The organism is Pseudomonas paraversuta, from assembly GCF_904067025.1.
GTDB classification, from domain to species: Bacteria; Pseudomonadota; Gammaproteobacteria; order Pseudomonadales; family Pseudomonadaceae; genus Aquipseudomonas; species Aquipseudomonas paraversuta.
The window spans coordinates 1,922,843-1,945,447 of the sequence record NZ_CAJFDA010000001.1 but is presented as its reverse complement, the minus strand read 5'-3'; the positions used below and the strand labels follow the sequence as shown (position 1 = coordinate 1,945,447).

Below are 22,605 nucleotides of genomic sequence, written 5' to 3'. Positions count from 1 at the left end.
GCCGGGATCTTTTTCAGGGACGACGACATGACCAGGGTCTACCAGGGCAGCTGCCTTTGCGCAGCCGTCAGCTATGAACTGCTTACAGCGCCAAAGGCCGTCAGTCATTGCCATTGCAGCCAGTGTCGCAAAGGCCATGGTGCCGCATTCGCGTCTTATGCCAGCGTGCCCCGCAGCGCACTGCGGATACTCAACGGCAGCACCAGCATCACGGGCTATTGCTCGTCGGCCTCGGTGCTGCGCGAATTCTGCATGCACTGTGGTTCGACCTTGTTCTGGTCACGCTCTGAAGGCCAATTCAGCGAATGGGTCTCCATAGCGCTGGGCACTCTGGACACGCCCTTTACGCCGCCAAAGCAACAGCACCTGTATGTCGCTTCTGCCGTTCACTGGTACACACCCTTGCAAACATGCCCCCGGGAACCCATCGACGGGCAGACCTTCAACCAGCCCGAATGACCGGCCAGTGGCGTCAGCTTGCGAACTGCAAAGGTGCGAACGGGTCAGCCGGGCTGACCCATGGTGGCTACTGCCCGAGTCGCGGCAAATAGATAGCAATACGGATAACAAAGAGGGTCAGGGCGCATCCGGCAGAACTACCGGCTGCTCCCTGACCCCAGGATGCCTGCATCCACAACATACAGGTGGTTTGCTTGACGAGGGCTAAGGAGTGGCGGGGCAAATATGCTCAAGCTATTGCAAGCACCGCGAACGGATCATGATTCGCGAAGGAACAATCCCTTGGGCAAGCGTGACCGCCGCCACTTGATCCCACTCCGACAAATTAAACTTTATTCAACATCAAATAATTATGGGTGGACACCAGCCCGACTCGAAGGCGGTGTTCGGTGCCATAAATATCCATCACGTGGAGCGGCATCATCATTTTATTCGGCACCTGATGCTCGGCCCCGTTCTGTGCCCGATAATAAAATTGATGATTCTGGTCAGTGAGAAAATGCCCGATCACAACTTCACCGGCACGCGGGTGAAAGATACGCGGTGTAAAGTTTGGGAAGGCCGTGGCCAAGAGACTGTGCACCCGATAAAAATAGCCATCGGCGCCATACCAATTAGGTGGCTCCTGCATTCGTACGTGGGTTTCGCCAGGATAGGAAATATAGGTAAACGTTGTTTTTGAGCGAGTCACAGGGCCTCGAGATGCCCACATCATCTCGCCCCCTATCGCTCCATCAGCATCGCCCGGATGAGAAGTGACCGATTTGATTGGCACTTTACGGCCGTTGGGCATGCGGATATTAACGTGTTGCTCAAATGCACGAAACTCGCCAAAAGAAAACTTATTCGATGCAACCAGCGTATCCCTCAGATAACCTGAGCCGTCGGCTTTTCGATCACCAAAGTTCTCGTTCGGCAAGGACGGGAAGCTGACAGGCTCCACCTCGAACGAAGAGTTGAAGCGCCCGCGTTTATCACCCTCACCCAGGTCGTCGGTCACATCGCTGTAGTTGCTGCGAAATACCGTGCCATCACCGTTGGTAATGCGTGCCGCCAATCGGCGCGCAGCGCGGGCGCCGGTTGAAACATAAAAAGTGACGCACTGGTAGCCGCCGGGGCAGTCCGCCAGGGTTGCGTCCATCGAAGGAGAGATTAGAACCGGGCCGAAAGATTCAGATGTTTGCTCAATAGGCTCGGAGACTTTCGCGTCTGGATCATCTGCATAATCTGCATCATCTGCGCTGCTGTCACTGGTTTCAAACAGCTGCGGCTGTTCCAGCCTCAGGGATCTGATTGAATCAAGAAAGCCTCGATCCCAGATAAAGCCTCGATGGTGCCATGAACTGGTCCAGTCTCCGGAAAAGTTATCATTATAATCAATCAGGGCCGATGTGTTGTAATCAATCAGTCGAATCTGATCCAGATCACTTTTCGGGATAGTTGCAACATTACCTGCCGCATCTTTCGCCGCCAGACGCACGGTAACGCGTAACTGCTGGCGCTTATTGTTCAGCAGCGGATAACGGGCATTTTGCAGGTGCGCGTCGTTCTCGACAAACACTCGGAAGTACGAAAGCTGTTTCCAATTAGCCGCCTGTGTTGGCGAAGAGTCAATAATAGACATGGGTTCATCCTTTATAATGAATAAACTAATTTAAGTAACGGACTGAACAATAAATATCCTGACTGCACCCTACCCATCGGCACATCAAGATATCAATACAACTTGCGAGGGCAGCCACCTCTTTATGCAAGTTACGAAATAAAGTGTATAGCGGCCTGTTTACGTCGAACACAACCAGCCCGTGTAGACGGCGACATTACAAAAGCCATAGGGTCTTTATCTGTTTGTGAACACAGTGGTTAATTCGAACTTTGTTGTGGCCCGCGAAGGTACATAACTATTGGGGAGCCGGCCCGGGGTAAAAAAAGCTGCTCTTGAGCCGGGAATGGAACTGCGCTGAGCAAGTGCCTGGTTCGATGTCAGGCGGGCCACTGGTACTGGCCCGCGCTGGGTCTGGCGGATTCAAGCCAGCAGTTCGATGATCCACTGCGCTTGCCGGGCGATCTCCTGCACCTTGTGCTCTGGCACGGCCTGCTGCGCCCGTGCCAGGTTGGCCAGGTTCTGCTGCTTGTGGCGCAGGATGCGCTGCCACTTGAGCAGGAACGCCGGGCTGCGGACCTGCATCTGCAACGGGCCGAAGAACAGTTGCTCAGGGCTGTACAGCACCGGCCCGTCGTGTTCGGCAACGATGATTTCGTAATCGAACCGGTTTTCCTGGAGCAATTCCTCGCGATGGATCCGGTAGCCGTTCTCCATCAGCCATTGGCGCAATGGTTGTTCGCCGCCGTTGGGCTGCAGGATCAGCCGTTCCTGGCCGCTGAGGCGCGCCTTGCCACTGTCGAGGATGTCACGGATGGTTTCACCGCCCATGCCGCAGATACTGATGGCAGTGATTGCGTCGCCCGGGGTGATTGCCGCCAGCCCGCTGGCCAGACGCACAGTAATGCGTTGCTCCATTGCATTCTCGCGCACGGTACGTTCGGCCGCACTGAAAGGCGTCAATGCCACCTCGCCGGCCACCGCAAAGGTGATCAGGCCACGGCGCATCAACGCCACCGGCAAATAGCCATGGTCCGAGCCGATATCGGCCAGACGCGCACCCGCCGGCACATGCGCCGCGACACGCTCCAGGCGCATGGACAATGTATGTTGGTTCAACTGCAGTTCCTTATCACCACGAATGTCCGACCCCTCTGGCTGGCTCACGCCTCTATCGGGGGAGCAGCTTTGCATGCCAGCGTTGGTCGTCATGCCCCCTGCCCATTGTGACAAAAGCTGAGCGCCAAGCATAACCGGCGTACTGGCCGCGGGTGGCCAGTGCCCATGATTTTGGCGGTTTGATTAAAGCTGACGGGAGCAAGGGCTCGAGCGCCTTGCATAGGGAGCGCCTGAACCAGCCTGCAGGGCCGGTACCGCTCGAAGTCGCTAGCGCCTGGCGATAGATACGGCTTGCCCTTTCGCGCTCGTTGCGCGCTATGTAATATCAGCGCAGGCTGATACTGCCTGCCGCTCGCGTCCGCAAGGAAAGGTGAAAGTATTGTTTCTGTTCCCGAATCCTCCCGTTTCTTTTGACAGTCGAGGTTTGGCAATGCGGGCACCGTGCGCCTCGACCTCAGGAGAACAACCATGATTTCGATCGAACAAGCCAAACAGATGGCCAGGCGGCTGCGTGCCTCCCGGGAACTGCTCGCGCAAGAGCTGACTCATGCCACGGCGCTGGAAACGGTGGCGCACTTGCTGGGCTACAAGGACTGGAACACTGCGTCAGCAATACTGCCCGCCGAGAATCCCTTGCCGGTCATCAGGTTCGACAAGGCCATCCCGATCCTGCGGATGTTTGACGAAGCCAAGGCCCGGGAGTTCTATCTGGATTTTCTGGGATTCAGCGTCGAATTCGAGCACCGCTTCGAAGCGGATCTGCCGCTGTATCTGGGGATCAGCCGCAACGGTCTGCAACTGCATCTCTCCGAGCACCATGGCGATGCGAGCCCCGGGGCGACCCTATTTGTGCCGATGCACAATATCCAGTTGTTGCATGACGAACTCCAGGGCAAGCGCTACGGCTACGGACGCCCGGAGATTGTTCAGCAGGGCTGGGGGCAGGTTCTGGAAGTCCATGACCCCTTCGGCAACCGCATCCGCTTCTGTCAGGACTAAGACGTTGTTGGATTGAGCGTGGGCTTGGCGATGCGGCTGCCGGGCACATGAATTATCTGTAGGAGCGAGCTTGCCTCGCGAGCTCTTCGGGGCGTTTCGGAAAAGCTCGCGAGCAAGCTCGCTCCTACAGGGTTGTGGGCTATCGATTCGGCTGATGAGTACATGAATTATCTGTAGGAGCGAGCTTGTCTCGCGAGCTCTTCGGGGCGTATCGGAAAGCTCGCGAGACAAGCTGTTGTGGCTCAATATTTATGGACCATCATGTAGGAGTATCAACTTAAGGATTCATCATGGGATTTCGGGTCGTAACTGCCGAAGAAAAAGCCGAGGCCATTCGCTTGGTCGTGGAAATGAATTACTCCGTGCCAAAGGCGTGCGAACAAACCGGCGTGGGGCCGACGGCTTTGCGGCGGTGGGTTTCCCGATGGCACAAGGAGCATGTAGGAGCCTCGCAAACCACCCGCCCGCAGGATCAAGATCTGATTGATTCGCTTCAGGCCAGATTAGCGCTGCTGGAGGCAGAGAATGACGTCTTAAAAAAGCAGTTGCCCTCTCATCTAAAGGTGCTTTTCAGCCGAATAAAATGATCGAGGGCACCAAAGGCGCGATGTCGGTACGACACCTGTGCTGTCTTTTCGGTGTCCCTCGCAGCAGCTATTACGCGCAACGTCATCCCAAGCGACCGCGCGGAATTGAGCGTCAGCTGGAGAAGAAAATTCGCCAACTGCATAAAGAGCATCGTGGTGCTTTGGGTAGTAGGGGTTTTAGCAAAGCTCTGAAGAAACAGGGGATGAAAGTGGGGCGTCATCGAATGCGTGGCCTGATGAAAACCCTCGGGCTGGTCAGGCGGCGCGCACGTTACGCCCACTATCGGCGAATGACCAAGCCCTCCAACATCGCACCTAATATCCTGGCCCGTCGCTTTAATCCCGCGGCCCCGAACACTTTTTGGGCAGGAGATATTACTTACATCAGGGTCGGTGGGAGCTGGCTGTATTTGGCGGTTGTCATGGATCTTTTCTCGCGCAGGATTGTAGGCTGGGCGTTTTCGAGAACGGCGGATACGGAGCTTTCGCTTAAGGCGTTGCAGCTGGCTGTGGGCATACGCCGTCCTACTTCTGAGCTGGTTTTCCACTCGGACCAGGGCTGCCAGTACACCGCTGAGCGCTTCGTAAAATATTTGGCTGAAAAGAACATTGTGCAGAGTATGAGCCGACGCGGTAATTGCTGGGATAATGCCGTCGTTGAGCGCTACTTCAGATCACAGAAGCACGATTGGTCACCGGAAAACGGCTACCAGAATCATTTCGAGGCAGAGCGGGACGTGATGGATTTTATTGCCCATTACAACCACCGGCGTTGTCACTCCGCCTCGAATAACCTGCCGCCAGTTACTTTTGAGGAAATGGCGGCTTAATACTCCTACGCAATGGTCCAAAAAAACTGGACCACTACAAGCTCGCTCCTACAGGGCGTGGGGTTAGCGCTTGAGCTTGCGCTTGTTGCGGTACTGGTCGATCACCACCGCCACCACGATGATCAGGCCCTTGATGATGTCCTGGATGTAGGCATCAACCCCGACAAAGGTGAAACCACTGGCCATGACGCCAAGGATCAGTGCGCCGATCACCGTACCGGTAATGCGCCCTACTCCGCCCGCCAGGCTGGTGCCGCCAATCACTGCCGCGGCAATTGCATCCAGTTCATAGGACATGCCCATGCCCGCCTGCCCGGTGGCAGCCCGTGCCGACGCCACGACGCCGGCCAGACCCGCCAGCAGCCCGGCGATGCTATAGACGATGATCAGGTGACGCTTGACGTTGATCCCCGAGGTACGCGCCGCCTGCATGTTGCCGCCGATGGCGTAGGTGTACTTGCCATATTTGGTGTAGCGCAGGGCAATGTGGAATATCAGCGCCACCACCAGGAAGATGATGACCGGCATCGCCCCATGTCCGATGGCGGTGTAGGAGTCCGAGAGCATGCTCACCGGCTGGCCTTCGGTGTAGTAACGCGCCAGGCCACGGGCCGACACCATCATGCCCAGGGTGGCAATAAAGGGCGGAATCCCGGTAATCGCAATGATGCTGCCGTTGATCGCCCCCGCCAGCAGCCCCACGCCAAGCCCGGCCAGCACCGGGATCCACACCGGCAGGTCGGTCAGCGACGGGAATACCGCCCGGGTGAAATCAGAGGTTTGCGCCAGGCTGGCGGCAATCATCGCCGACAGCGCCAGCACCGAGCCCGATGACAGGTCGATACCGGTGGTGATGATCACCTGGGTGACACCAATGGCCAGCAAGCCAATCACCGACACTTGCAGGATCATCAGCACCAGACGCTGGGAGTTCATCAGGAAACTCTGGTCACGCACGATCCAGCCAAATACTTCAAACACCAGACCAATGCCGATCAGCACCAGAAAGATGCTCAGCTCGGTGGGGAACCGACGACGGCTTTTGGTTTTAGGCGGGGCCACGGCAGGCTTGTTTTCAGTTATTGCGTTCATGGACGTTTTCTCTCTTGTTCTGCTGCGCCACTGACCCTGTCGGGCCGCTGCACTGAAGTCATTAATGAATCGCGGTAATACCGGAGGCCAATTGCATGATTCGCTCCTGGGTCGCCTCGCTGCGGTCCAGGGTGCCCATCAGTTCACCTTCGTGCATGACCATGACCCGGTCGCTCATACCCAGCACTTCAGGCAGTTCCGATGAAATCATGATCACCGCCATGCCTTCGCTGGCGAGAAAGGAGATCAGCCGGTAAATCTCGACCTTGGCCCCGACGTCGATACCCCGGGTCGGCTCATCCAGAATCAATACCCGGGGGTTGGTCATCAGCCAGCGGGCCAGCAAGGCCTTTTGCTGATTGCCGCCGGACAGGGTGTCAATGCATTGCTCAAGGGAGGGGGTTTTGACCCGCAACTTTTTGCACATGTCTTCGCACAGGGCGCGCAGGGCTTTTTGCTGGATAAAACCATTGCCGGCGTAATGCGGCAGAATCGCCATTTCCATGTTTTCCAGCACCGACAGGCAGGGGAAAAGCCCGGTCAGCTTGCGGTCTTCGGTCAACAGGGCGAAGCCCTTCTCGATGGCCATGTTGGGACTGGTTATACGCACGGGCAGCCCGTCCAGCTGGATTTCTCCACCACTGCTCGGGGTGATGCCGAAAATGGTTTCGGCGATGTTGGTTCGTCCCGAGCCCATCAAACCGGCAATGCCCATGATCTCGCCTGCGTGCAGGTCAAACGAAACCCCCTTGAACACGCCGTCCAGACTCAGGTCGCGGACCGACAACAGCAGTTCGCCCAGCGGGTTTTCCCGCACCGGAAACAGCTGGTTCAATTCGCGCCCCACCATCATCGAAATCAAGCTGTCGCCGTCCATGCTGTCGGCCCGCTGCAGGCCGATATAGGCACCATCGCGAAACACTGCCACTTCGTCGGCGATGCTGAACACTTCGTTCATTTTATGGGTGATGTAGATGATGCCTTTGCCCTGGGACTTGAGGTCGGCAATGATCGAAAACAGGTGGGCGACTTCCTTGTCGGTAATGGCCGAGGTCGGTTCATCCATGATCAGGATGTCCGAGTTGTACGACACGGCCTTGGCAATTTCCACCATCTGCCGCTCGGCGATGCTGAGGTTGCCTACCAGTTCCTGGGGGTCGAGGTTGATGCGCAGACGCTCCAGCAGTTGCGCAGTGCAACGGAACATCTCGCGATGGTCGATCATGTGCAGCGCGTTGAGCTGCTCGCGGCCGATCCAGATATTTTCCGCAATGTTCATGTGCGGCATCAGGTTCAGTTCCTGATGGATCATGGCTATCCCTGCCTGCAAAGCCGCCAGGGGACCGGCGAAGGTCACGGGTTTGCCCCGCAGTCGCAACTCGCCGGAGTCGGGTTGATAGATACCGGCGATGATTTTCATCAGGGTCGACTTGCCGGCGCCGTTCTCCCCCATCAGGGCCAGAACCGAACCCGGACGTACCCGCAGTTGCACGTCATCAAGCGCCACTACGCCGGGAAAACCCTTGCTGACGTTGACCACCTCCAGCAGATAAGGAACCTCTTGAGGGAGAGCCGCAGGTGCGGGCGCCATGGTCGAGGTGCTTGAAACAGTCGCTGACGCGAGCATAGCCAGTACTCCTCAGATGCCTCGGTGAATGTCCGAGACAGCGGGCAAGGCTTGAGCCCTGCCGCATATTGTTGTTATTGGATTGAGATGACGACTACTTGAAATCCTTGGCATTGTCTTTGGTGATCAGCTGGAAAGGCACCCAGACCGCCTGCTCTACCGGTTCTTTCTTGATCATTTTCAGGGCGGTATCGACCGAGCCGTAGGCCTGGCCCTTGGCGTCCTGGAACACCGTGAGCGCCAGCTCGCCCTTCTCCACCGCACGCACACCGTCGGGGGTGCCGTCGACACCGGCAATCAGCACAGTGCCGGGCTCGATGCCGGCCTGCTTCAAGGCCATTGCCGCACCGATGGCCATCTCGTCGTTGTTGGAGACCACCGCATCAAACTTGCGGCCCTGGGTCAGCCAGTCGTTGGTCAGGGTCATGCCTTTGTCTCGCAGCCAGATCCCGGTCTGCTCCTGGTCAACCTTGATATCGGGGTACTTGGTCAGTTCCTCTTTCACGCCTTTGGTGCGGTTGGTGGTGGCGTTGTTGGCCAGATCGCCCAACAGGATGACGATATCGCCCTTGCCGCCCATTTTTTTCGCCAGGTATTCCATCTGCATCTGACCGGCTTCTATATCTTTGGAGGCCACGGTGGCAACGCCTGGCGGCAGTTTTTCATCATCCGGGCGGCGATTGACGTAGACCAGCGGAATCCCGGCCTTGACCGCTGCTTCGGTGATTTTGCGGGTCGCGGCGGTGTCCACCGGGTTAACCACAATGGCGTCGACTTTCTGGCTGATAAAATTTTCGACCTGACTCAGCTGCTTGACCACGTCAGCGCGGGCATCTTCAAACTGCAACTGCACGCCTTCGGGGTTGCTCTTGGCTCTTTCGTTCATCGACTCACGCAAGTAAGTCAGATACGTGTCATCGAACTGGGACATGCTCACACCGATTTTTACGTCGGCCATGGCTGCGCCGCTGGCCAGCATCATCGACAGTGCAAGGGAAGCAAAACGTAGGCGGTGTTTCATTAGGGCAGTCTCCACATTCTTGTTGGTTTTATAGATGCGGTACGTACTTGAATGACAGCTGAGGCCAGGTCTCGCTGACCTGGAATTGACTCTATTGGAAAATAATTTCTATATCAACCGTATTTAGAATTTATTAAAAAAATAATTCTATTTTAGCTTGCCTGATCGAGCCGGATGACTTGCCTGCGCTCGGCACTCAGGCGCGCCGCGTCCAGCACCCGCAGGGCTTGCAACGCATCCTGCGGGCCCACCGGCACTGCCCCCTGGTGTTTTACCGCGTCGATCATCTGCAGATAAAACTGCTGCCAGCGGCCATGTTCGGTGGGTACCCGCTCACGCTCGGCCCCCTGCTCGAACCAGCCCCAGCGCCGATGCTCTTCGGCGCCCCAACGCTCACCTTCGGTTTTGGGCGACAACCCGGCGAGCACTGCCGCCTCTTGTCCGTCAAAGCCTTCAACGCTGTAGCTGCCCAGGCTGCCGGTCACCCGAAACCTGGGGCGTGGACTGCTTTGCAGGCAACTGCCACCGATGTGGGAAACCACGCCATTGGCATGGGTCAGGGCGATGAAGAAAGTGTGATCGATGCCGGGGTGCCCGGGGCTATCGGCCAGTTCGGCGTAAACCGTCTGCACCGGGCCGAACAGCTGCAGCGCCTGGTCAACCAGATGGCTGCCCAGATCCCGCAGCCAGCCACCGCCGCTGGCATCCCCCACCGAATCGGGAGCAAAGCGCTCGACGAATGATTCAAAGCGGGTGACCTGGCCCAGGGCAGCGGCATCCAGCAATTTGCGGATGGTCAGAAAATCCGAGTCCCAGCGCCGGTTTTGATACACGCTCAACAGCACGTTCTGACGTTGAGCTGCGGCCACTAATTGTTCGGCCTGATGGGTATCGGCGGCGAAAGGCTTGTCACTGACCACCGGCACACCCAGCTCGATGGCCTGCATGACCAGCTCCGGGCGGCCTTGCAGCGGGGTAGAAATCACCAGTAGATCAACCCCGGCTTCGACCATCTGGCCCAGGCTGTCCCAGGCCTTGACCCCGGGGTATTCGCTGGCCAACAAGCGGCGCCGCTCAGGCGAGCGGGTAACAACCCCGGCGAACGTGATGCCGGGCAAACTGGCAATCAGCGGAGCATGAAAAAAACGGCCACCGTGGCCAAAACCGACAAGTCCAATACGCATAAAGCCTCCATGTACCCGGGCGAACCTGTCTCCTGCAGGAGCGAGCTCGCCTCGCGAGCTTTTGATCTTGAAGAGCTCGCGAGGCAAGCTCGCTCCTACAGGTTTTTCTGGTATTTGGTTTATTGGGCGTGCGGGCCGTAAAACCCCGGACGCTCCGGCAACTGCACTTTGACGATTGCCCCGCTCTGCTGCGCTTCGATGCAGGCATCCGCTGCCACCGCAGCAGCAAAACCGTCCCATGCCGAGGGGCCGCCTACCCGGCCTGCACGCACGGCGTCGATGAACGCTTGCAACTCAACGTCGTAGGCGCCGATGAAACGGTCTTTCCAGTCCATCAAAATGGCGTTGGACAGCTTGGCGCCGCTGCGCAGTTGCACTTGCGACGGCTCCGGAAGTTTGGCAATCCCGGTCTCGCCCACCACTTCGCACTGAATGTCATAGCCGTACTGGCAGTTAACAAACACCTCAACATCAATCCGCGTGCCCTTGGCCGTTTCCAGCAGCACGATTTGCGGGTCTTTGAGATGGGCCAGGGCTTTGCTGGTCTTGCGCGGGAACACCACTTGCACCGAAACGTAGTCGTCATCCAGCAACCAGCGCAGCACGTCCAGTTCATGGATCAGGGTGTCGGTGATCGCCATGTCTGTCTTGTAGTTCTCGCCCACCGTCGGGTTGCGGTGCGCGCAGTGCAGCATCAACGGCTCGCCGATCTGGCCGCTGTCGATCACGGCTTTGAGTGCGCGGTAGCCCTCGTCATACGGACGCATGAAGCCGACCTGGACCAGACGCTTGCCATGGGCAACTTCTGCATCAACGATGGCCCGGCAGCCGGCGGCCGTCACTGCCAACGGCTTCTCGCAGAACACCGGCTTGCCGGCCTTGATCGCGGCCAGCACAAACTCTTCATGGCTTGGCCCCCAGGATGTCACCAGCACCGCATCGACTTCCGGTGCATTGATCAGGGCATGCCCGTCTGGGTACACCTCGGCGCTCAGCCCCAGATCAGCCACCACCTGGGCGGCTTGCAGCAGATTGATATCGGTGACGGCCACCACCTGGCTGTTGAGCAAGGTCTGGCTGCACCGACGGATATGGTCACGACCGATGGCGCCGGTACCGATCACGCCAAGCTTCAGGGAATTAGTGTTCAACGACATATGCCTGCTCCTGTTGGATTTTTTGTCAGAGGTTTGCGATCAGTACTGCCGGGCTTTGGAAAGTGCGAGGTTGAGCTTTTGTGCCGCCGCATCGGTCCGCGGGCTGGTGGACACCTGGGCCACACCCACCCGCCACCAGGTCAGGTAGCTGTGGATCATGGTTTTGGGCAGCACCTTGATGTCGATCAGGGTCGAGACCGTTTGCAAACGTGCATCGGCCAGTGCCATATGCAACTGTTCAAGGGTGCTGACCTTGTAGGTTTTACAACCGTAGGCCGCCGCGCTCATGGCGAAGTCCACCGGCACAAAACCACCGTCGAGCTTGCCGGTTTGCGCATTGCGATAACGGAATTCGGTGCCGAAGCTGTCCATCCCGTTGCCCATCTGCAAGTTGTTGATGCAGCCGAAGGTCATGTTGTCGAACAGCACCACGTTGATCTTGCGCCGCTCCTGAATCGAGGTCGGCAGCTCGGAGTGCAGCATCATGTAGGAACCGTCGCCCACCAGCGCGTAGACCTCACGCCCGGGTTCTGCGAGCTTGACCCCCAGCGCCGCGTTGACTTCGTAGCCCATGCACGAGTAGCCGTATTCCAGGTGATAGGTGTTGACCCCCTTGCTGCGCCAGGCCCGCTGCAAGTCACCGGGCAGGCTGCCTGCCGCGGCCACGATCACCGCGTCGTCGGCCAGGCTGTGGTTGAGCACGCCCAGCACCTGGCTTTGGGTCAGGCATGAGCCGGTCAGCTCGATAAACTCGCGCAGCACCGCCGGGTCAAGGTGGTCAGTGATCTCGGGGGCGAAGTCCGGCTGCTGATAGTCGACCTGATAAACCCGGTCGACTTCCGCGTCCAGTTGCGCCCTGGCCAATTCGGGGGCATCACCCCAGTCTGAGCGATAGCCCTGTTGCCCGAGGATCTCGCCCAGGGCTTGCAGCGCGGCCCGGGCATCGGCCAGCACTTGCACGCCATCGAGTTTCAGGGCATCGCAAGGGCTGATGTTGAGGTTGAGAAACTCCACCTCAGGGTGCTGAAACAAGGATTTCGACGAGGTGGTGAAGTCGGTATAGCGGGTGCCGATGCCGATGATCAGATCGGCTTGTGCGGCCAGCAAGTTGGCGGCCAGGCAACCGGTCTCGCCGATCCCGCCGACGTTCAGCGGGTGCGCCGAGACAATCGCGCTTTTGCCGGCCTGGGTTTCGGCGAACGGAATATCAAAGCGCTCGGCAAAGGCCTGCAGGGCTGCGTTGGCTGCGGAGTACTTGACCCCGCCCCCGCAGATGATCAGCGGCTTGCGTTTACGCGCAACGATGGCCTGGGCGTCGGCCAGCATCGCCGGGGTCGGCAAGCGACGGTCGATGCGGTGCACGCGTTTTTGCAGGAAGTAATCCGGGTAATCGTAGGCTTCGGCCTGAACGTCCTGTGGCAGGGCCAGGGTGACGGCGCCGGTTTCAGCCGGGTCGGTGAGCACGCGCATGGCCTGGATGGCCGCGCTCATCAACTGCTCGGGACGGTTGATGCGATCCCAGTATTTACTCACGGCCTTGAATGCATCGTTGGTGCTGATGCTCAGGTCGTGGAATTGCTCGATCTGCTGCAGTACCGGGTCAGGCTGACGGCTGGCATAGACATCGCCCGGCAGCAGCAACAACGGGATCCGGTTGGCGGTGGCAGTGGCCGCGGCGGTGAGCATATTGGCAGCCCCGGGGCCGACCGACGAGGTGCAGGCGTAAATCTTGCGTCGCAGATTCTGCTTGGCGAAGCCGATGGCGGCATGGGCCATGCCCTGCTCGTTGCGGCCTTGATGCACCACCAGATCGCCGCTGTCCTGCTCCAGCGCCTGGCCCAGCCCCAACACGTTGCCGTGACCAAAAATGGTGAAAATCCCGGCGATAAACTTGCTCTCGACCCCATCAACTTCTACGTATTGGTTATCGAGAAATTTCACCAGGGCCTGGGCCATGGTCAGTCGTGTCGTACTCATGTTTTCACCCTGAAAAAATACCTGTCCCGACTACTTGCTGCCCGCTGCAGGAGCAAGCTCGCTCCTGCAGGTCAGGTGGGGGGTTGTGGGGTTGGCTATTTGGCCGTCGGCATGCTGAATTCCGGACCCTTGGCGATGCTGTCCGGCCAGCGCTGCATCACGCTTTTGTAACGGCTGTAGAAGCGGATACCTTCTTCGCCGTAGGCGTGGTGATCACCAAACAACGAACGCTTCCAGCCCCCAAATGAATGCCAGGCCATCGGCACCGGAATCGGCACATTGATGCCCACCATGCCGACCTTGATCGTGCGGGCAAAGGCCCGGGCCACGCCGCCGTCGCTGGTGAAGCAGGACACGCCGTTGCCGAATTCATGGGCATTGATCAACGCCACGGCACTGGCAAAGTCAGGCACCCGGACAATCCCCAGCACCGGGCCGAAAATCTCTTGCTGGTAGATACTCATCTCAGGGGTGACCTGGTCGAACAGGGTGGCGCCAACAAAGAACCCCTGCTCTGCGCCCGGCACTTTCAGGTCGCGACCGTCGACAATCAACTGTGCGCCCTGGGCCACGCCCTGATCGATGAAACCAATGACCTTGGCCTTGTGCTCTGCGGTCACCAGAGGCCCCATTTCGCTGTCCGGCTGCAAGCCATTGCCGACCTTGAGCCGGTCGATGCGCGGCAGCAGTTTTTCGATCAATTTGTCGGCCACATCACCCACGGTCACGGCAATCGAGATCGCCATGCAACGCTCGCCTGCCGAGCCGTAAGCCGCACCGATCAGTGCATCCGCCGCCTGATCCAGATCGGCATCGGGCATCACGATCATGTGGTTCTTTGCCCCGCCCAATGCCTGGACCCGTTTGCCCCGCGCGGTGCCCTGCTGATAGATGTACTCGGCAATCGGCGTGGAGCCGACAAACGACATGGCTTCGATGTGCGGATGCTGCAACAGCGCATCGACCGCGCTCTTGTCGCCTTGCACCACGTTGAATACACCATCCGGCAGGCCGGCCTCAGTCAGCAGGCGCGCCATCAGCAGGCTGGCTGACGGATCACGCTCCGAAGGCTTGAGGATGAAGCAGTTGCCCGTGACCAGCGCCAGCGGAATCATCCACAGCGGCACCATGACCGGGAAGTTGAACGGGGTGACCCCGGCGCACACGCCCAGGGGCTGGCGCAGGTTCCAGTTATCGATACCGCCACCGATGTTGTCGCTGAAATCGGTTTTCAGCAGAGCCGGCGCACCGCAGGCATATTCAACAATTTCAATGCCGCGGGTCACTTCGCCCTTGGCATCGGAAAACACCTTGCCGTGTTCGCGGCAGATGATTTCAGCCAGTTCATCGTGGTGTTCGTCGAGCAGTTGCTTGAACTTGAACATCACCCGCGACCGGCGCAAGGACGACTGTTCGGACCAGGCCGGAAATGCCTTGAGTGCCGAAGCCACGGCCTCGTCTACGGTGTGCTGGCTGGCCAGTGCCACCCGTGCCTGCACGGCGCCGGTGGCTGGATTGAATACGTCGCTGAAACGCTCGCCGCCTGTGTCCTGGAGCTGGCCGTTGAGGTAGTGACCGATAACCGGGGTAGTGCTCATTATTGTTCTCCGAAAACGTTAAAGATCCATCAGCCAGCTGTGCTGCGGGTCGTTGTGAAATTGCCAGACGCGTTTGGGGCCGGCCATGACGTTGAGGTAATAGGATTCATAGCCATAGGGCACGCTGACCGGGTGGTAGCCCTTGGGCACCACCACCAGGTCGCTGTTCTCCACTGCCATGGCCTGATCGAGGCTGCGGTCATCGGTGTAGACCCGCTGGAACACGAAGCCCTGGGGCGGGTTGATCCGGTGGTAATAGGTTTCTTCGAGAAAGCTCTGGCGCGGCAGATCGTCGGTGTCGTGTTTGTGCGGTGGATAGCTGGACGAGTGCCCGGACGGGGTGCGCACCTCCACCACCAGCAGCGAATGCGCAGGCTCGGTGTCGGGCAGAATGTCGCAGACATAGCGGGTATTGGCGCCTTTGCCGCGCACGCTGCGCTTCATGGCCTCGGGTTTGATCAGGCGTGCACCCAGCCCGGCGGTGGCCGAACCCGGTGCGGCACAGACAGCGATTTGCACCTCGCCCAAGGCCAGTACCCGGGCCTGACTGCCTGGCGGCAGGTAGGCAGCGAACGGCGATTTGTCCTCGAATACCGAGTCGCGATCGCCAATATCGGCCCAGCTGAAAGCGCCCTTGCCCGGCTCTTCGCCACTGATGGTGACCCGCCCGCTGAGCAGCACCAGGCACAGCTCCTGATCGCCGGCGCTGACCGGCAGATGTTCGCCGGCGGCCAGGCGATAAGCGCTAAAACCCACGTACTCCAGCGCCCCCTGTGGCAGTTCGACCATGGTTTTACCCGTGGCCTGACTCTTGATCAGCAAGCTCATTTTCCGGTCCTCGCATCCAGCAGGCCGCGCAGGGTTTGATAACCCTTTTGCGCATAGGCAAAACTCGGCGCCACGGCCGGGTCCTGTTCGGCTTCAACCACCAGCCAGCCGTGGTAATCGGCAGCCAGCAACACATCGAGCAATGCCGCGAAATCAATGTCGCCATCGCCGGGCACGGTGAAGGTGCCGTTGATGATGCAGTCCGGGAAGCTCCACAGGTTGTTGCGTGCCAGTTGCACCACGGCCTTGCGCACATCCTTGAAGTGCACGTGGCAGACGCGGTCAATATGTTTGCGCAACACCTCGAGCGGCTCGCCACCGCCCATGTAGCAATGGCCGGCGTCGAACAGCAGACCCACTTCGGGGCCGGTCAGGCTCATCAGGGTGTCGATGTCCGACGGCGACTCTACATAGGCGCCCATGTGATGGTGATAAGCCAGGCGCACGCCCTGGGACAGGGTGAACTGTGCCAGTTCATTGAGCTTGTCGGCATAGGCTTGCCACGCCTGTTCGGTGTGAAAGCGCGGGCGCTCGACCAATGGAATGCGCTGGCCCTGGATCGAGTCGGCGACTTCGCCATAGACCAGCACCCTGGCTCCGTTTTCGGCCAGCAACTGCACGTGACTGGCGATTGCGTCGATCTCCTCGGCCGCCGAGCGCCGGGCCAGGCGGCTGGAATACCAGCCCGAGACCAGTGCCAGATCGTAGGGACGCAGCACATCGCCGACGCCCTTGGCGTCCTTGGGGAATTTGCCGTTGAGTTCGAAACCCTCGTAACCGATTTGCTTGCCTTCACTGAGCGCCGTGCTCAATGGCGTCTCGCCGCCCAATGACGGCAAGTCATCGTTACTCCAGGAAATCGGGTTGATGCCAATACGAATAGCGGGCATGGCTGCACCTATTATTGTTTTCTGAATTAAACAGCACCCTGCGGCTGTACTTGAACCTGTGCCTGAAGCTGAAGCTGGACCTCTGAACCTCTGAACCTCTGGACCTGGACCTCTGAACCTCTGAACCTCTGAACCTCTGAACCTGAACCTGAACCTGTAGGAGCGAGCTTGCTCGCGAGCTTTTGATCTTGAAGAGCTCGCGAGCAAGCTCGCTCCTACAGATGTAGATGTAGATGTATGCGCAGATGCAGATATATGCGCAGATGCAGATACAGGTACAGGTGCCGATGTAGATACAGGTGCCGATACAAGGACAGATACAGGAACCGGGTTAGCGGCGGGCCGCTTGCCAGGATTCGATAAGCTGCACAAACGTGCCCTGCACCTGTTCAATCAATGTTTGATCATTGATCTCCCCCGCCAACCAGGCACGGCTTGGCTCCTGGAAGATCGTGCGGCCCACGGCAAAACCGCGGCAGGTGCTGCTGTGACGTGCCTGGCGGAAACCTTCTGCCAGTGCTTGTGCCGGGGCATTCAGGCCCAGCAGCACCACGCCCCGGCAATAGGGGTCGCGCTCCTGAATCAGCGCATCAAGCTGCTCCCAGACCTCTGGCGTCTGGGCCTCGATTTTCCACCAGGCCGGGTAAATCCCCAGGTTGTACAAGCGCTTCAACGCGCGGTACAGCACATCGGGATGAGTCGAAGGGTGATCCTTGGGCGGGATGATCTCCAGCAACAGTTCATGGCCGCTGACCAGGGATGCCTCATACAGCCCCTTGATCTGCGCTTCCTGCTCCAGGCGCAGCAGCGGCTCGTCGTCGGGGTGAAACTGCACCAGACACTTGATGATGTGTTCCTGGGGCCAGCCAATCAGGTTGCTGCCAATCGAGCGACCATGCTCAAAGGCCAGTGGCCGTGAACCCTGGACCTCTACCGGGCGGGCAATCCACCAGCCGCGACCGGTGGCGGCATTCAGTGAGTCCTGGGCAAAACGCTGGTCGGCCAGCAACCCGACATCGGCGTCGATGCCCTGACGCCGCAGGTCAGTTTCAACCCGCTCGACCGCGCGAATAAACAGCTGTTTGAGCGCGCAGATACTGTTGTGATCGCGGCCATACTGCTGGGCCACTTCAACCAGCTGCCAGCGGTGATCGAAGGCGAACACAAACAGTTGTTTCCACTGCTTGCGCGGCACACTGACCCGGTGCAAGCGCTGTAATGCCACGTCCTGATCCGGGCGGGTGATCGGCACCGGGCTACTGAACAGGTAGTCGAGTTCGGCAGGCGTCGGCATCGCCGGAGCACAGGCATGGCGCGACACCACCAGGCCGCCGCAGGCATTGGCCAGCTGGCTGCAGCGCTCATCGCTGGCATCCTTGAGCCAGCCGCTGAGGAAACCGGACATAAAGGCATCCCCGGCCCCCAGCACATTCAGTACCTCAACCCGCACGCCGGGATAAATGGCACCGTCTTCAAGCCGGGCCGGGATCTGGCCCTGGATCACCGTACAGCCCTGGGAACCGAGCTTGACCACCAGCGTTGCTGCGGTCAGCGCCCGTACCGCACGCAATGCCGCCAGCAGGTCGGTGCCGCCGCCGGCAATCAGAAATTCTTCTTCAGTGCCCACGATCAGGTCGAAGCGCGGCAGGATCGATTGCACGTGGGCGGTGACTTTGCTGTCTTCGACAAAGCGTGTTTCGCCATCGGCCTTGCCCGCCAGGCCCCAAAGCACCGGCCGGTAATCGATATCCAGAATACGTTTGACGTTGTGCTGTTCGGCGTATTCCAGCGCCTGGACGCTGGCCTGATACACGCCTTCGGTGGAGAAATGGGTACCGGTAATCAGCAGGGCCTTGCTCGAGGCTATGAAGGCCGGGTCGATGTCTTCTGCGCGCAACGCCATGTCGGCGCAATTTTCGCGGTAGAACACCAGCGGGAAGGTTTCGCGGTCTTTAAGGCCCAGCAGCACCAGGGCGGTCAGACGCTGCGGATCAACAGTGATGGCGCTGACGTCACAGCCTTCACGAGCCAGTGACTCGGTGAGAAAGCGCCCCATATGGTCATCCCCCACCCGGCTCAGCATGGCCGAGCGCAAGCCCAGGCGCGCAGTACCAAAGGCAATGTTGGCCGATGAGCCACCCAGGTATTTGGCAAAGCTGCTGACATCCTCCAGCCGCGCGCCGACTTGCTGCGAGTAGAGGTCGACGCCCAGGCGTCCAAGGCAGATCAAATCCAAATCACGCCCTGTGGCAAAACGAGTCTGTCCCATGCTGGCTCCTGTTATTTTTATCAGCCTGCACTCATCACCCCGAAGGTTGAGCGCTCTTTGTGAGATGAAGACTAAAACGTCCGGACACAATAAACAATATTTATTCCATAATTTTTTAATGTAGAATTTTTGTTCCATATTGATCCAAAGGGATCAATTTTCGACCCTGTAACGATTCAGCCACAGGGTCTTTGAACGGCCGGTCAGGATTTATTGCGCACCTACCCTGTAGACTTTGCAGGCTAAACTGCCCCATGACCTGAAGAGCCATCCATAAGGACTCCCTATGCCCTCCCCTGATCAGCCGGCACCGATCGAGCAAACGCCAGAGAGCGAACAGGCCGGCCCACCGATCAATGCCGAACGCCTGTTGCAGCTCATTACCGAGGAATACGAGAGCCTGCCGCGTCAGCTCAAACGTATTGCCAGCTATATGAGCCAGCAAAGCGACCGGATCATGGTTGACCGGATCAGTGATATTGCCCGCGAGTGCGAAGTCCACCCTTCGGCCATCGTGCGCTTCTCGCAACGCTTCGGTTTCAGTGGTTTCAGTGAAATGCAGGCGCTGTTTCGCGAGGCCTACACCCACAAGGCCACGCCGGCGCAGAATTACCAGCAACGTATTCGCAGCATGATTGCCAACAAGTCGCAAAAAGCCAGCGGCGGCGATCTGGCCCGTGAGTGCATCAACGCGACCCTCTCGGGTATCGAACGTCTGGGGCTGGAACTGGATGACCAGTCCTTCGACAAGGCCGTGGACCTGGTGGTCAACGCTGACAATATCTATGTGGTGGGGGTGCGCCGCTCTTTCGCCGTGGCCGACTACCTGGTGTACAACCTGCAGCACACCAACAAGCGCATTCATCTGGTGTCCGGGCTGGGGGGCAGTTATCGCGAGCAAATGCGCAGCGTGCGGGCCAACGACCTGGTGATTGCCATCAGCTTTACCCCCTATGGCAAGGAAACCCAGCATTGCCTGCGCATTGCCCAGCTGCATCAGGCCAAAACCCTGATCATCACCGACAGCAACCTGTCACCGCTGGCCAAACGCGCCAACAGCGTGCTGCTGGTCAATGAGGGCAGTTCGTTCGCGTTTCGCTCGTTGAGCGCAACCCTGTGCCTGTGCCAGGCCCTGTTTATTGCCGTGGCCTACCGGCTGGAACTCAAAGTGGATGAAATCCACGAGCAAGTGGGCTTTGACGACTAGGACAAACAGCTCCAAACATCAAAATTAATGCAGTTAATCAGCATTATTATGAATTTGCGGACTGTTACCAGCTGTTGCACACTGCTCCCGTTCCTCCCCCAAATGAAGGGACATTTTCAAGGGCTTGCCGGGAAACCCGCACAGCCCTTTTTTTATCCTTTCAATCGCCAACCCCCGGATTTTTCTCACCATGCATACCCGCTGGATCAGCCGCCTATTGCCTGCGGCCACCAATACCCGTCCCACCGAATGGAGCCGCGCCGCCATTGGCGTATCCCTTGGCACGCTCTTGAGTGTCTGGGTCTGCAGCCTGTTTTTCGGCCTGCCGGTGGCCATGCATTTGATTGGCCCGCTGGGGGCCAGTGCGGTTCTGCTGTTTGCCGTGTCTTCAGGGGCGCTGGCGCAACCCTGGTCGATTATGGGCGGCTACCTCTGTGCAACCCTGGTGTCATTGGCGGTGGCGCACTTCTTTGGGCGCAATCTGGACAGCGCCTGCCTGGCGGTAGGCCTGGCGCTGATTGTCATGTGCCTGTTGCGCTGCCTGCACCCGCCCGCCGGGGCGCTGGCCTTGCTGGTGGTCCTGGCAGATCCGGACAGCGCCAGCCTGGGCTGGGGCCTGCTGGCGCCGGTAATGCTCGCGGCGGCGTGCATGCTGGTGGCAGCACTGGCCTATAACAATCTGACCCGGGTGCGCTACCCGAAAAAACCCCCGGAGCCGAACCCGGTCGCCCCCCAGTTCGCGGGCGACCCGGGCATTACCGCCCAGGACCTGCAACAAGCCCTGGAGCAAATGGATGCGTTCATTGACGTGACCCCCGAAGACCTTGAACAGCTGATCCGCGCCAGCGAGCACTATGCACGCCGGCGCAGTATCGGTGAGGTGCTCGCCCAGGCCCGTTAACCGCCAGAAGCAAGCGCCCCGGCCGTTGCACTGATGCCCGAAACTCCTGCTAGGGTTATCCGTGCAGCGCCCGGGTGCAGCCACTGTCAGAGTGTCTGCCGGCCCGGACGTAGAGGCCCCCTTGGCACAGTCCCACAGGTGGCCCGAATCCCGTCGGTTGATCCTGATCAAGGCCGCCATGCTCAAGACCATTGAAAAAGAGATTTCCAAGCAAGCGGCGCCCCACGCCTTGCGAGCTGAATTCGCCCAACATGACTTCGAGAAACTGCGTAACTTCTGCCGCCTCACCTTCAGCGCAAGCATCTTCATGTGGCTGTTGTTCAACCTGATCGTCAGCATCAAGGGCCGCCAGGGGTTCACCGCCCTGTCCATCCTGTTTCTGAGCACCCTGGTGGTGCTCACCATCATTCTGGGTTTCATTCGCAAGTCCTGGCATTTCGACATACTCAATGCCCTGTTCGTGGCAGTGATTGCCATCGGTATCCGCCTGATCATTTTTGGCCTGCCGGCCGATGCCCAGCCGATCTGGCTGATTCTGGCCTGCTCCAGCATCCTCTACGGCGCCTCCGTGATGCCGCTGGGCCATCGGGGGTTTATCGCAGTGGTGGCCATCACCTGGCTGACCCTCAACCCTTTCCTGATGACTCAAGTGTCGGTCACCGATCTGCGGGGCACCCTGATCCTGTGCTATCTGGCCTTTCTCAGCAGCCTGACGATCTACAACTTTTTCAAGTTGCGCAAAATCAAGCTCTACAACTTCACCATGTTCAGACTGCTGGTGAGCCAGGCCTACATTGACCCCTTGACCGAGATTCCCAATCGCCGCTCCTTCATGACCCAGGCCGGCAATGTATTGGCGACCCGGCCACGGGAGCAGGATCACTACCTGGCGATGATCGACATCGACAACTTCAAGAAGGTGAATGATCTTTACGGCCATGATATTGGCGATGAGGTGCTCAAGCGCACTGCAGCCAGCATCCAGGCGGTGATGGCTGACCATGAGTATGCGCGGCTGGGCGGCGAGGAGTTCGCGGTGTACCTGGCGGGTGTGCGGCGCAGCGATGTCGAGGCGTTGATGGACGAGTTGTGCCGGCTAGTGCGCGTAGACCCGCACCCTTACCCGGTGACCGTCAGCATCGGGCTGACCCGGGTCGAAGACGATGACAGCCTGAACCAGGCCCTGGCCAAGGCGGACAAGGCGCTGTATGTGTCCAAGCACAGCGGCAAGGACCGGTTTACCTTTTATTAGGGCCG

19 protein-coding genes are annotated in these 22,605 nt (G+C 59.0%); 7 read left to right on the top strand and 12 right to left on the bottom strand.

What is annotated here, in order from left to right:
- Positions 1–27: 27 nt before the first annotated feature.
- Positions 28–459: a GFA family protein gene (locus JQ848_RS09040; protein ID WP_161719663.1), complete on the top strand. Its 432-nt coding sequence runs from the start codon at positions 28–30 to the stop codon at positions 457–459.
- Positions 460–784: 325 nt separating this feature from the next.
- Here JQ848_RS09040 and JQ848_RS09035 read toward each other — a convergent pair whose 3' ends face one another.
- Together JQ848_RS09035 and JQ848_RS09030 are read right to left on the bottom strand one after the other, a co-directional pair.
- Positions 785–2,083: a hypothetical protein gene (locus JQ848_RS09035; RefSeq protein ID WP_235972439.1), complete on the bottom strand. Its 1,299-nt coding sequence runs from the start codon at positions 2,081–2,083 to the stop codon at positions 785–787.
- 402 nt (positions 2,084–2,485) lie between these two features.
- Positions 2,486–3,181, bottom strand: a complete 696-nt coding sequence (locus JQ848_RS09030) for a tRNA (adenine(22)-N(1))-methyltransferase (RefSeq protein WP_202210507.1) — start codon at positions 3,179–3,181, stop codon at positions 2,486–2,488.
- 468 nt (positions 3,182–3,649) lie between these two features.
- On the opposite strand from JQ848_RS09030, the gene JQ848_RS09025 reads away from it, so the two are divergent.
- The 3 genes from JQ848_RS09025 to JQ848_RS09015 all read left to right on the top strand — a co-directional run bounded on the left by JQ848_RS09025 (position 3,650) and on the right by JQ848_RS09015 (position 5,597).
- On the top strand, positions 3,650–4,180 hold the full coding sequence (locus JQ848_RS09025; RefSeq protein ID WP_003447633.1) for a glyoxalase superfamily protein: 531 nt from the start codon (positions 3,650–3,652) through the stop codon (positions 4,178–4,180).
- 290 nt (positions 4,181–4,470) lie between these two features.
- Positions 4,471–4,767 carry a transposase gene (locus tag JQ848_RS09020; protein ID WP_010656393.1) on the top strand — a complete coding sequence of 99 codons (297 nt, stop codon included), beginning with the start codon at positions 4,471–4,473 and terminating at the stop codon, positions 4,765–4,767.
- Positions 4,764–5,597, top strand: a complete 834-nt coding sequence (locus JQ848_RS09015) for an IS3 family transposase (RefSeq protein ID WP_010656394.1) — start codon at positions 4,764–4,766, stop codon at positions 5,595–5,597. Before JQ848_RS09020 ends, JQ848_RS09015 begins: the two co-directional genes overlap by 4 nt.
- Positions 5,598–5,660: 63 nt before the next feature.
- Here JQ848_RS09015 and JQ848_RS09010 read toward each other — a convergent pair whose 3' ends face one another.
- From JQ848_RS09010 to JQ848_RS08965, 10 genes are all read right to left on the bottom strand, one after another.
- Positions 5,661–6,689 carry an ABC transporter permease gene (locus tag JQ848_RS09010; RefSeq protein ID WP_003447631.1) on the bottom strand — a complete coding sequence of 343 codons (1,029 nt, stop codon included), beginning with the start codon at positions 6,687–6,689 and terminating at the stop codon, positions 5,661–5,663.
- Positions 6,690–6,750: 61 nt separating this feature from the next.
- A complete protein-coding gene (locus JQ848_RS09005; RefSeq protein WP_202210506.1) occupies positions 6,751–8,316 on the bottom strand; it encodes a sugar ABC transporter ATP-binding protein in 1,566 nt (521 codons plus the stop codon).
- Between the two features lie 94 nt (positions 8,317–8,410).
- Positions 8,411–9,337 carry a sugar ABC transporter substrate-binding protein gene (locus JQ848_RS09000; RefSeq protein WP_003447628.1) on the bottom strand — a complete coding sequence of 309 codons (927 nt, stop codon included), beginning with the start codon at positions 9,335–9,337 and terminating at the stop codon, positions 8,411–8,413.
- A 152-nt stretch (positions 9,338–9,489) separates the two neighbouring features.
- A complete protein-coding gene (locus JQ848_RS08995; RefSeq protein ID WP_202210505.1) occupies positions 9,490–10,521 on the bottom strand; it encodes a Gfo/Idh/MocA family protein in 1,032 nt (343 codons plus the stop codon).
- Between the two features lie 119 nt (positions 10,522–10,640).
- Positions 10,641–11,678, bottom strand: coding sequence for a bifunctional inositol 2-dehydrogenase/D-chiro-inositol 1-dehydrogenase (gene iolG / locus JQ848_RS08990; protein ID WP_003447624.1), 1,038 nt, complete (start codon positions 11,676–11,678; stop codon positions 10,641–10,643).
- 39 nt (positions 11,679–11,717) lie between these two features.
- Entirely contained in the window at positions 11,718–13,655 is a 1,938-nt protein-coding gene (iolD, locus tag JQ848_RS08985; protein ID WP_003447622.1) for a 3D-(3,5/4)-trihydroxycyclohexane-1,2-dione acylhydrolase (decyclizing), read from the bottom strand.
- Between the two features lie 95 nt (positions 13,656–13,750).
- Complete coding sequence (locus JQ848_RS08980) at positions 13,751–15,253, bottom strand: CoA-acylating methylmalonate-semialdehyde dehydrogenase (protein WP_003447620.1); 1,503 nt, start codon at positions 15,251–15,253, stop codon at positions 13,751–13,753.
- 18 nt (positions 15,254–15,271) lie between these two features.
- A complete protein-coding gene (iolB, locus tag JQ848_RS08975; RefSeq protein ID WP_202210504.1) occupies positions 15,272–16,081 on the bottom strand; it encodes a 5-deoxy-glucuronate isomerase in 810 nt (269 codons plus the stop codon).
- The gene (iolE, locus tag JQ848_RS08970; RefSeq protein WP_003447616.1) at positions 16,078–16,971 is read right to left on the bottom strand and encodes a myo-inosose-2 dehydratase; all 894 of its coding nucleotides are present in this window, start codon (positions 16,969–16,971) and stop codon (positions 16,078–16,080) included. The genes iolB and iolE overlap by 4 nt, the downstream gene beginning before the upstream one ends.
- Positions 16,972–17,302: 331 nt before the next feature.
- A complete protein-coding gene (locus JQ848_RS08965; protein ID WP_003447611.1) occupies positions 17,303–19,240 on the bottom strand; it encodes a bifunctional 5-dehydro-2-deoxygluconokinase/5-dehydro-2-deoxyphosphogluconate aldolase in 1,938 nt (645 codons plus the stop codon).
- A gap of 286 nt (positions 19,241–19,526) precedes the next feature.
- Here JQ848_RS08965 and JQ848_RS08960 point away from each other — a divergent pair, with 286 nt between their 5' ends.
- The 3 genes from JQ848_RS08960 (at position 19,527) to JQ848_RS08950 (ending at position 22,600) form a co-directional block, all read left to right on the top strand.
- On the top strand, positions 19,527–20,447 hold the full coding sequence (locus JQ848_RS08960; RefSeq protein ID WP_003447610.1) for a MurR/RpiR family transcriptional regulator: 921 nt from the start codon (positions 19,527–19,529) through the stop codon (positions 20,445–20,447).
- Between the two features lie 190 nt (positions 20,448–20,637).
- Positions 20,638–21,348 (top strand): HPP family protein, encoded by a 711-nt coding sequence (locus tag JQ848_RS08955; protein WP_202210503.1) that lies wholly within the window; start codon positions 20,638–20,640, stop codon positions 21,346–21,348.
- A 178-nt stretch (positions 21,349–21,526) separates the two neighbouring features.
- The gene (locus JQ848_RS08950; RefSeq protein ID WP_029612454.1) at positions 21,527–22,600 is read left to right on the top strand and encodes a GGDEF domain-containing protein; all 1,074 of its coding nucleotides are present in this window, start codon (positions 21,527–21,529) and stop codon (positions 22,598–22,600) included.
- The last annotated feature ends 5 nt before the right edge of the window (positions 22,601–22,605 follow it).

Coding starts and splice junctions, on each gene's coding strand:
- JQ848_RS09040 (WP_161719663.1), top strand. CDS start 28: ATGACCAGGGTCTACCAGGGCAGCTGCCTTTGCGCAGCCGTCAGCTAT.
- JQ848_RS09035 (WP_235972439.1), bottom strand. CDS start 2,083: ATGTCTATTATTGACTCTTCGCCAACACAGGCGGCTAATTGGAAACAG.
- JQ848_RS09025 (WP_003447633.1), top strand. CDS start 3,650: ATGATTTCGATCGAACAAGCCAAACAGATGGCCAGGCGGCTGCGTGCC.
- JQ848_RS09020 (WP_010656393.1), top strand. CDS start 4,471: ATGGGATTTCGGGTCGTAACTGCCGAAGAAAAAGCCGAGGCCATTCGC.
- JQ848_RS09015 (WP_010656394.1), top strand. CDS start 4,764: ATGATCGAGGGCACCAAAGGCGCGATGTCGGTACGACACCTGTGCTGT.
- JQ848_RS09010 (WP_003447631.1), bottom strand. CDS start 6,689: ATGAACGCAATAACTGAAAACAAGCCTGCCGTGGCCCCGCCTAAAACC.
- JQ848_RS09005 (WP_202210506.1), bottom strand. CDS start 8,316: ATGCTCGCGTCAGCGACTGTTTCAAGCACCTCGACCATGGCGCCCGCA.
- JQ848_RS09000 (WP_003447628.1), bottom strand. CDS start 9,337: ATGAAACACCGCCTACGTTTTGCTTCCCTTGCACTGTCGATGATGCTG.
- JQ848_RS08995 (WP_202210505.1), bottom strand. CDS start 10,521: ATGCGTATTGGACTTGTCGGTTTTGGCCACGGTGGCCGTTTTTTTCAT.
- iolG (WP_003447624.1), bottom strand. CDS start 11,678: ATGTCGTTGAACACTAATTCCCTGAAGCTTGGCGTGATCGGTACCGGC.
- iolD (WP_003447622.1), bottom strand. CDS start 13,655: ATGAGTACGACACGACTGACCATGGCCCAGGCCCTGGTGAAATTTCTC.
- JQ848_RS08980 (WP_003447620.1), bottom strand. CDS start 15,253: ATGAGCACTACCCCGGTTATCGGTCACTACCTCAACGGCCAGCTCCAG.
- iolB (WP_202210504.1), bottom strand. CDS start 16,081: ATGAGCTTGCTGATCAAGAGTCAGGCCACGGGTAAAACCATGGTCGAA.
- iolE (WP_003447616.1), bottom strand. CDS start 16,971: ATGCCCGCTATTCGTATTGGCATCAACCCGATTTCCTGGAGTAACGAT.
- JQ848_RS08965 (WP_003447611.1), bottom strand. CDS start 19,240: ATGGGACAGACTCGTTTTGCCACAGGGCGTGATTTGGATTTGATCTGC.
- JQ848_RS08960 (WP_003447610.1), top strand. CDS start 19,527: ATGCCCTCCCCTGATCAGCCGGCACCGATCGAGCAAACGCCAGAGAGC.
- JQ848_RS08955 (WP_202210503.1), top strand. CDS start 20,638: ATGCATACCCGCTGGATCAGCCGCCTATTGCCTGCGGCCACCAATACC.
- JQ848_RS08950 (WP_029612454.1), top strand. CDS start 21,527: ATGCTCAAGACCATTGAAAAAGAGATTTCCAAGCAAGCGGCGCCCCAC.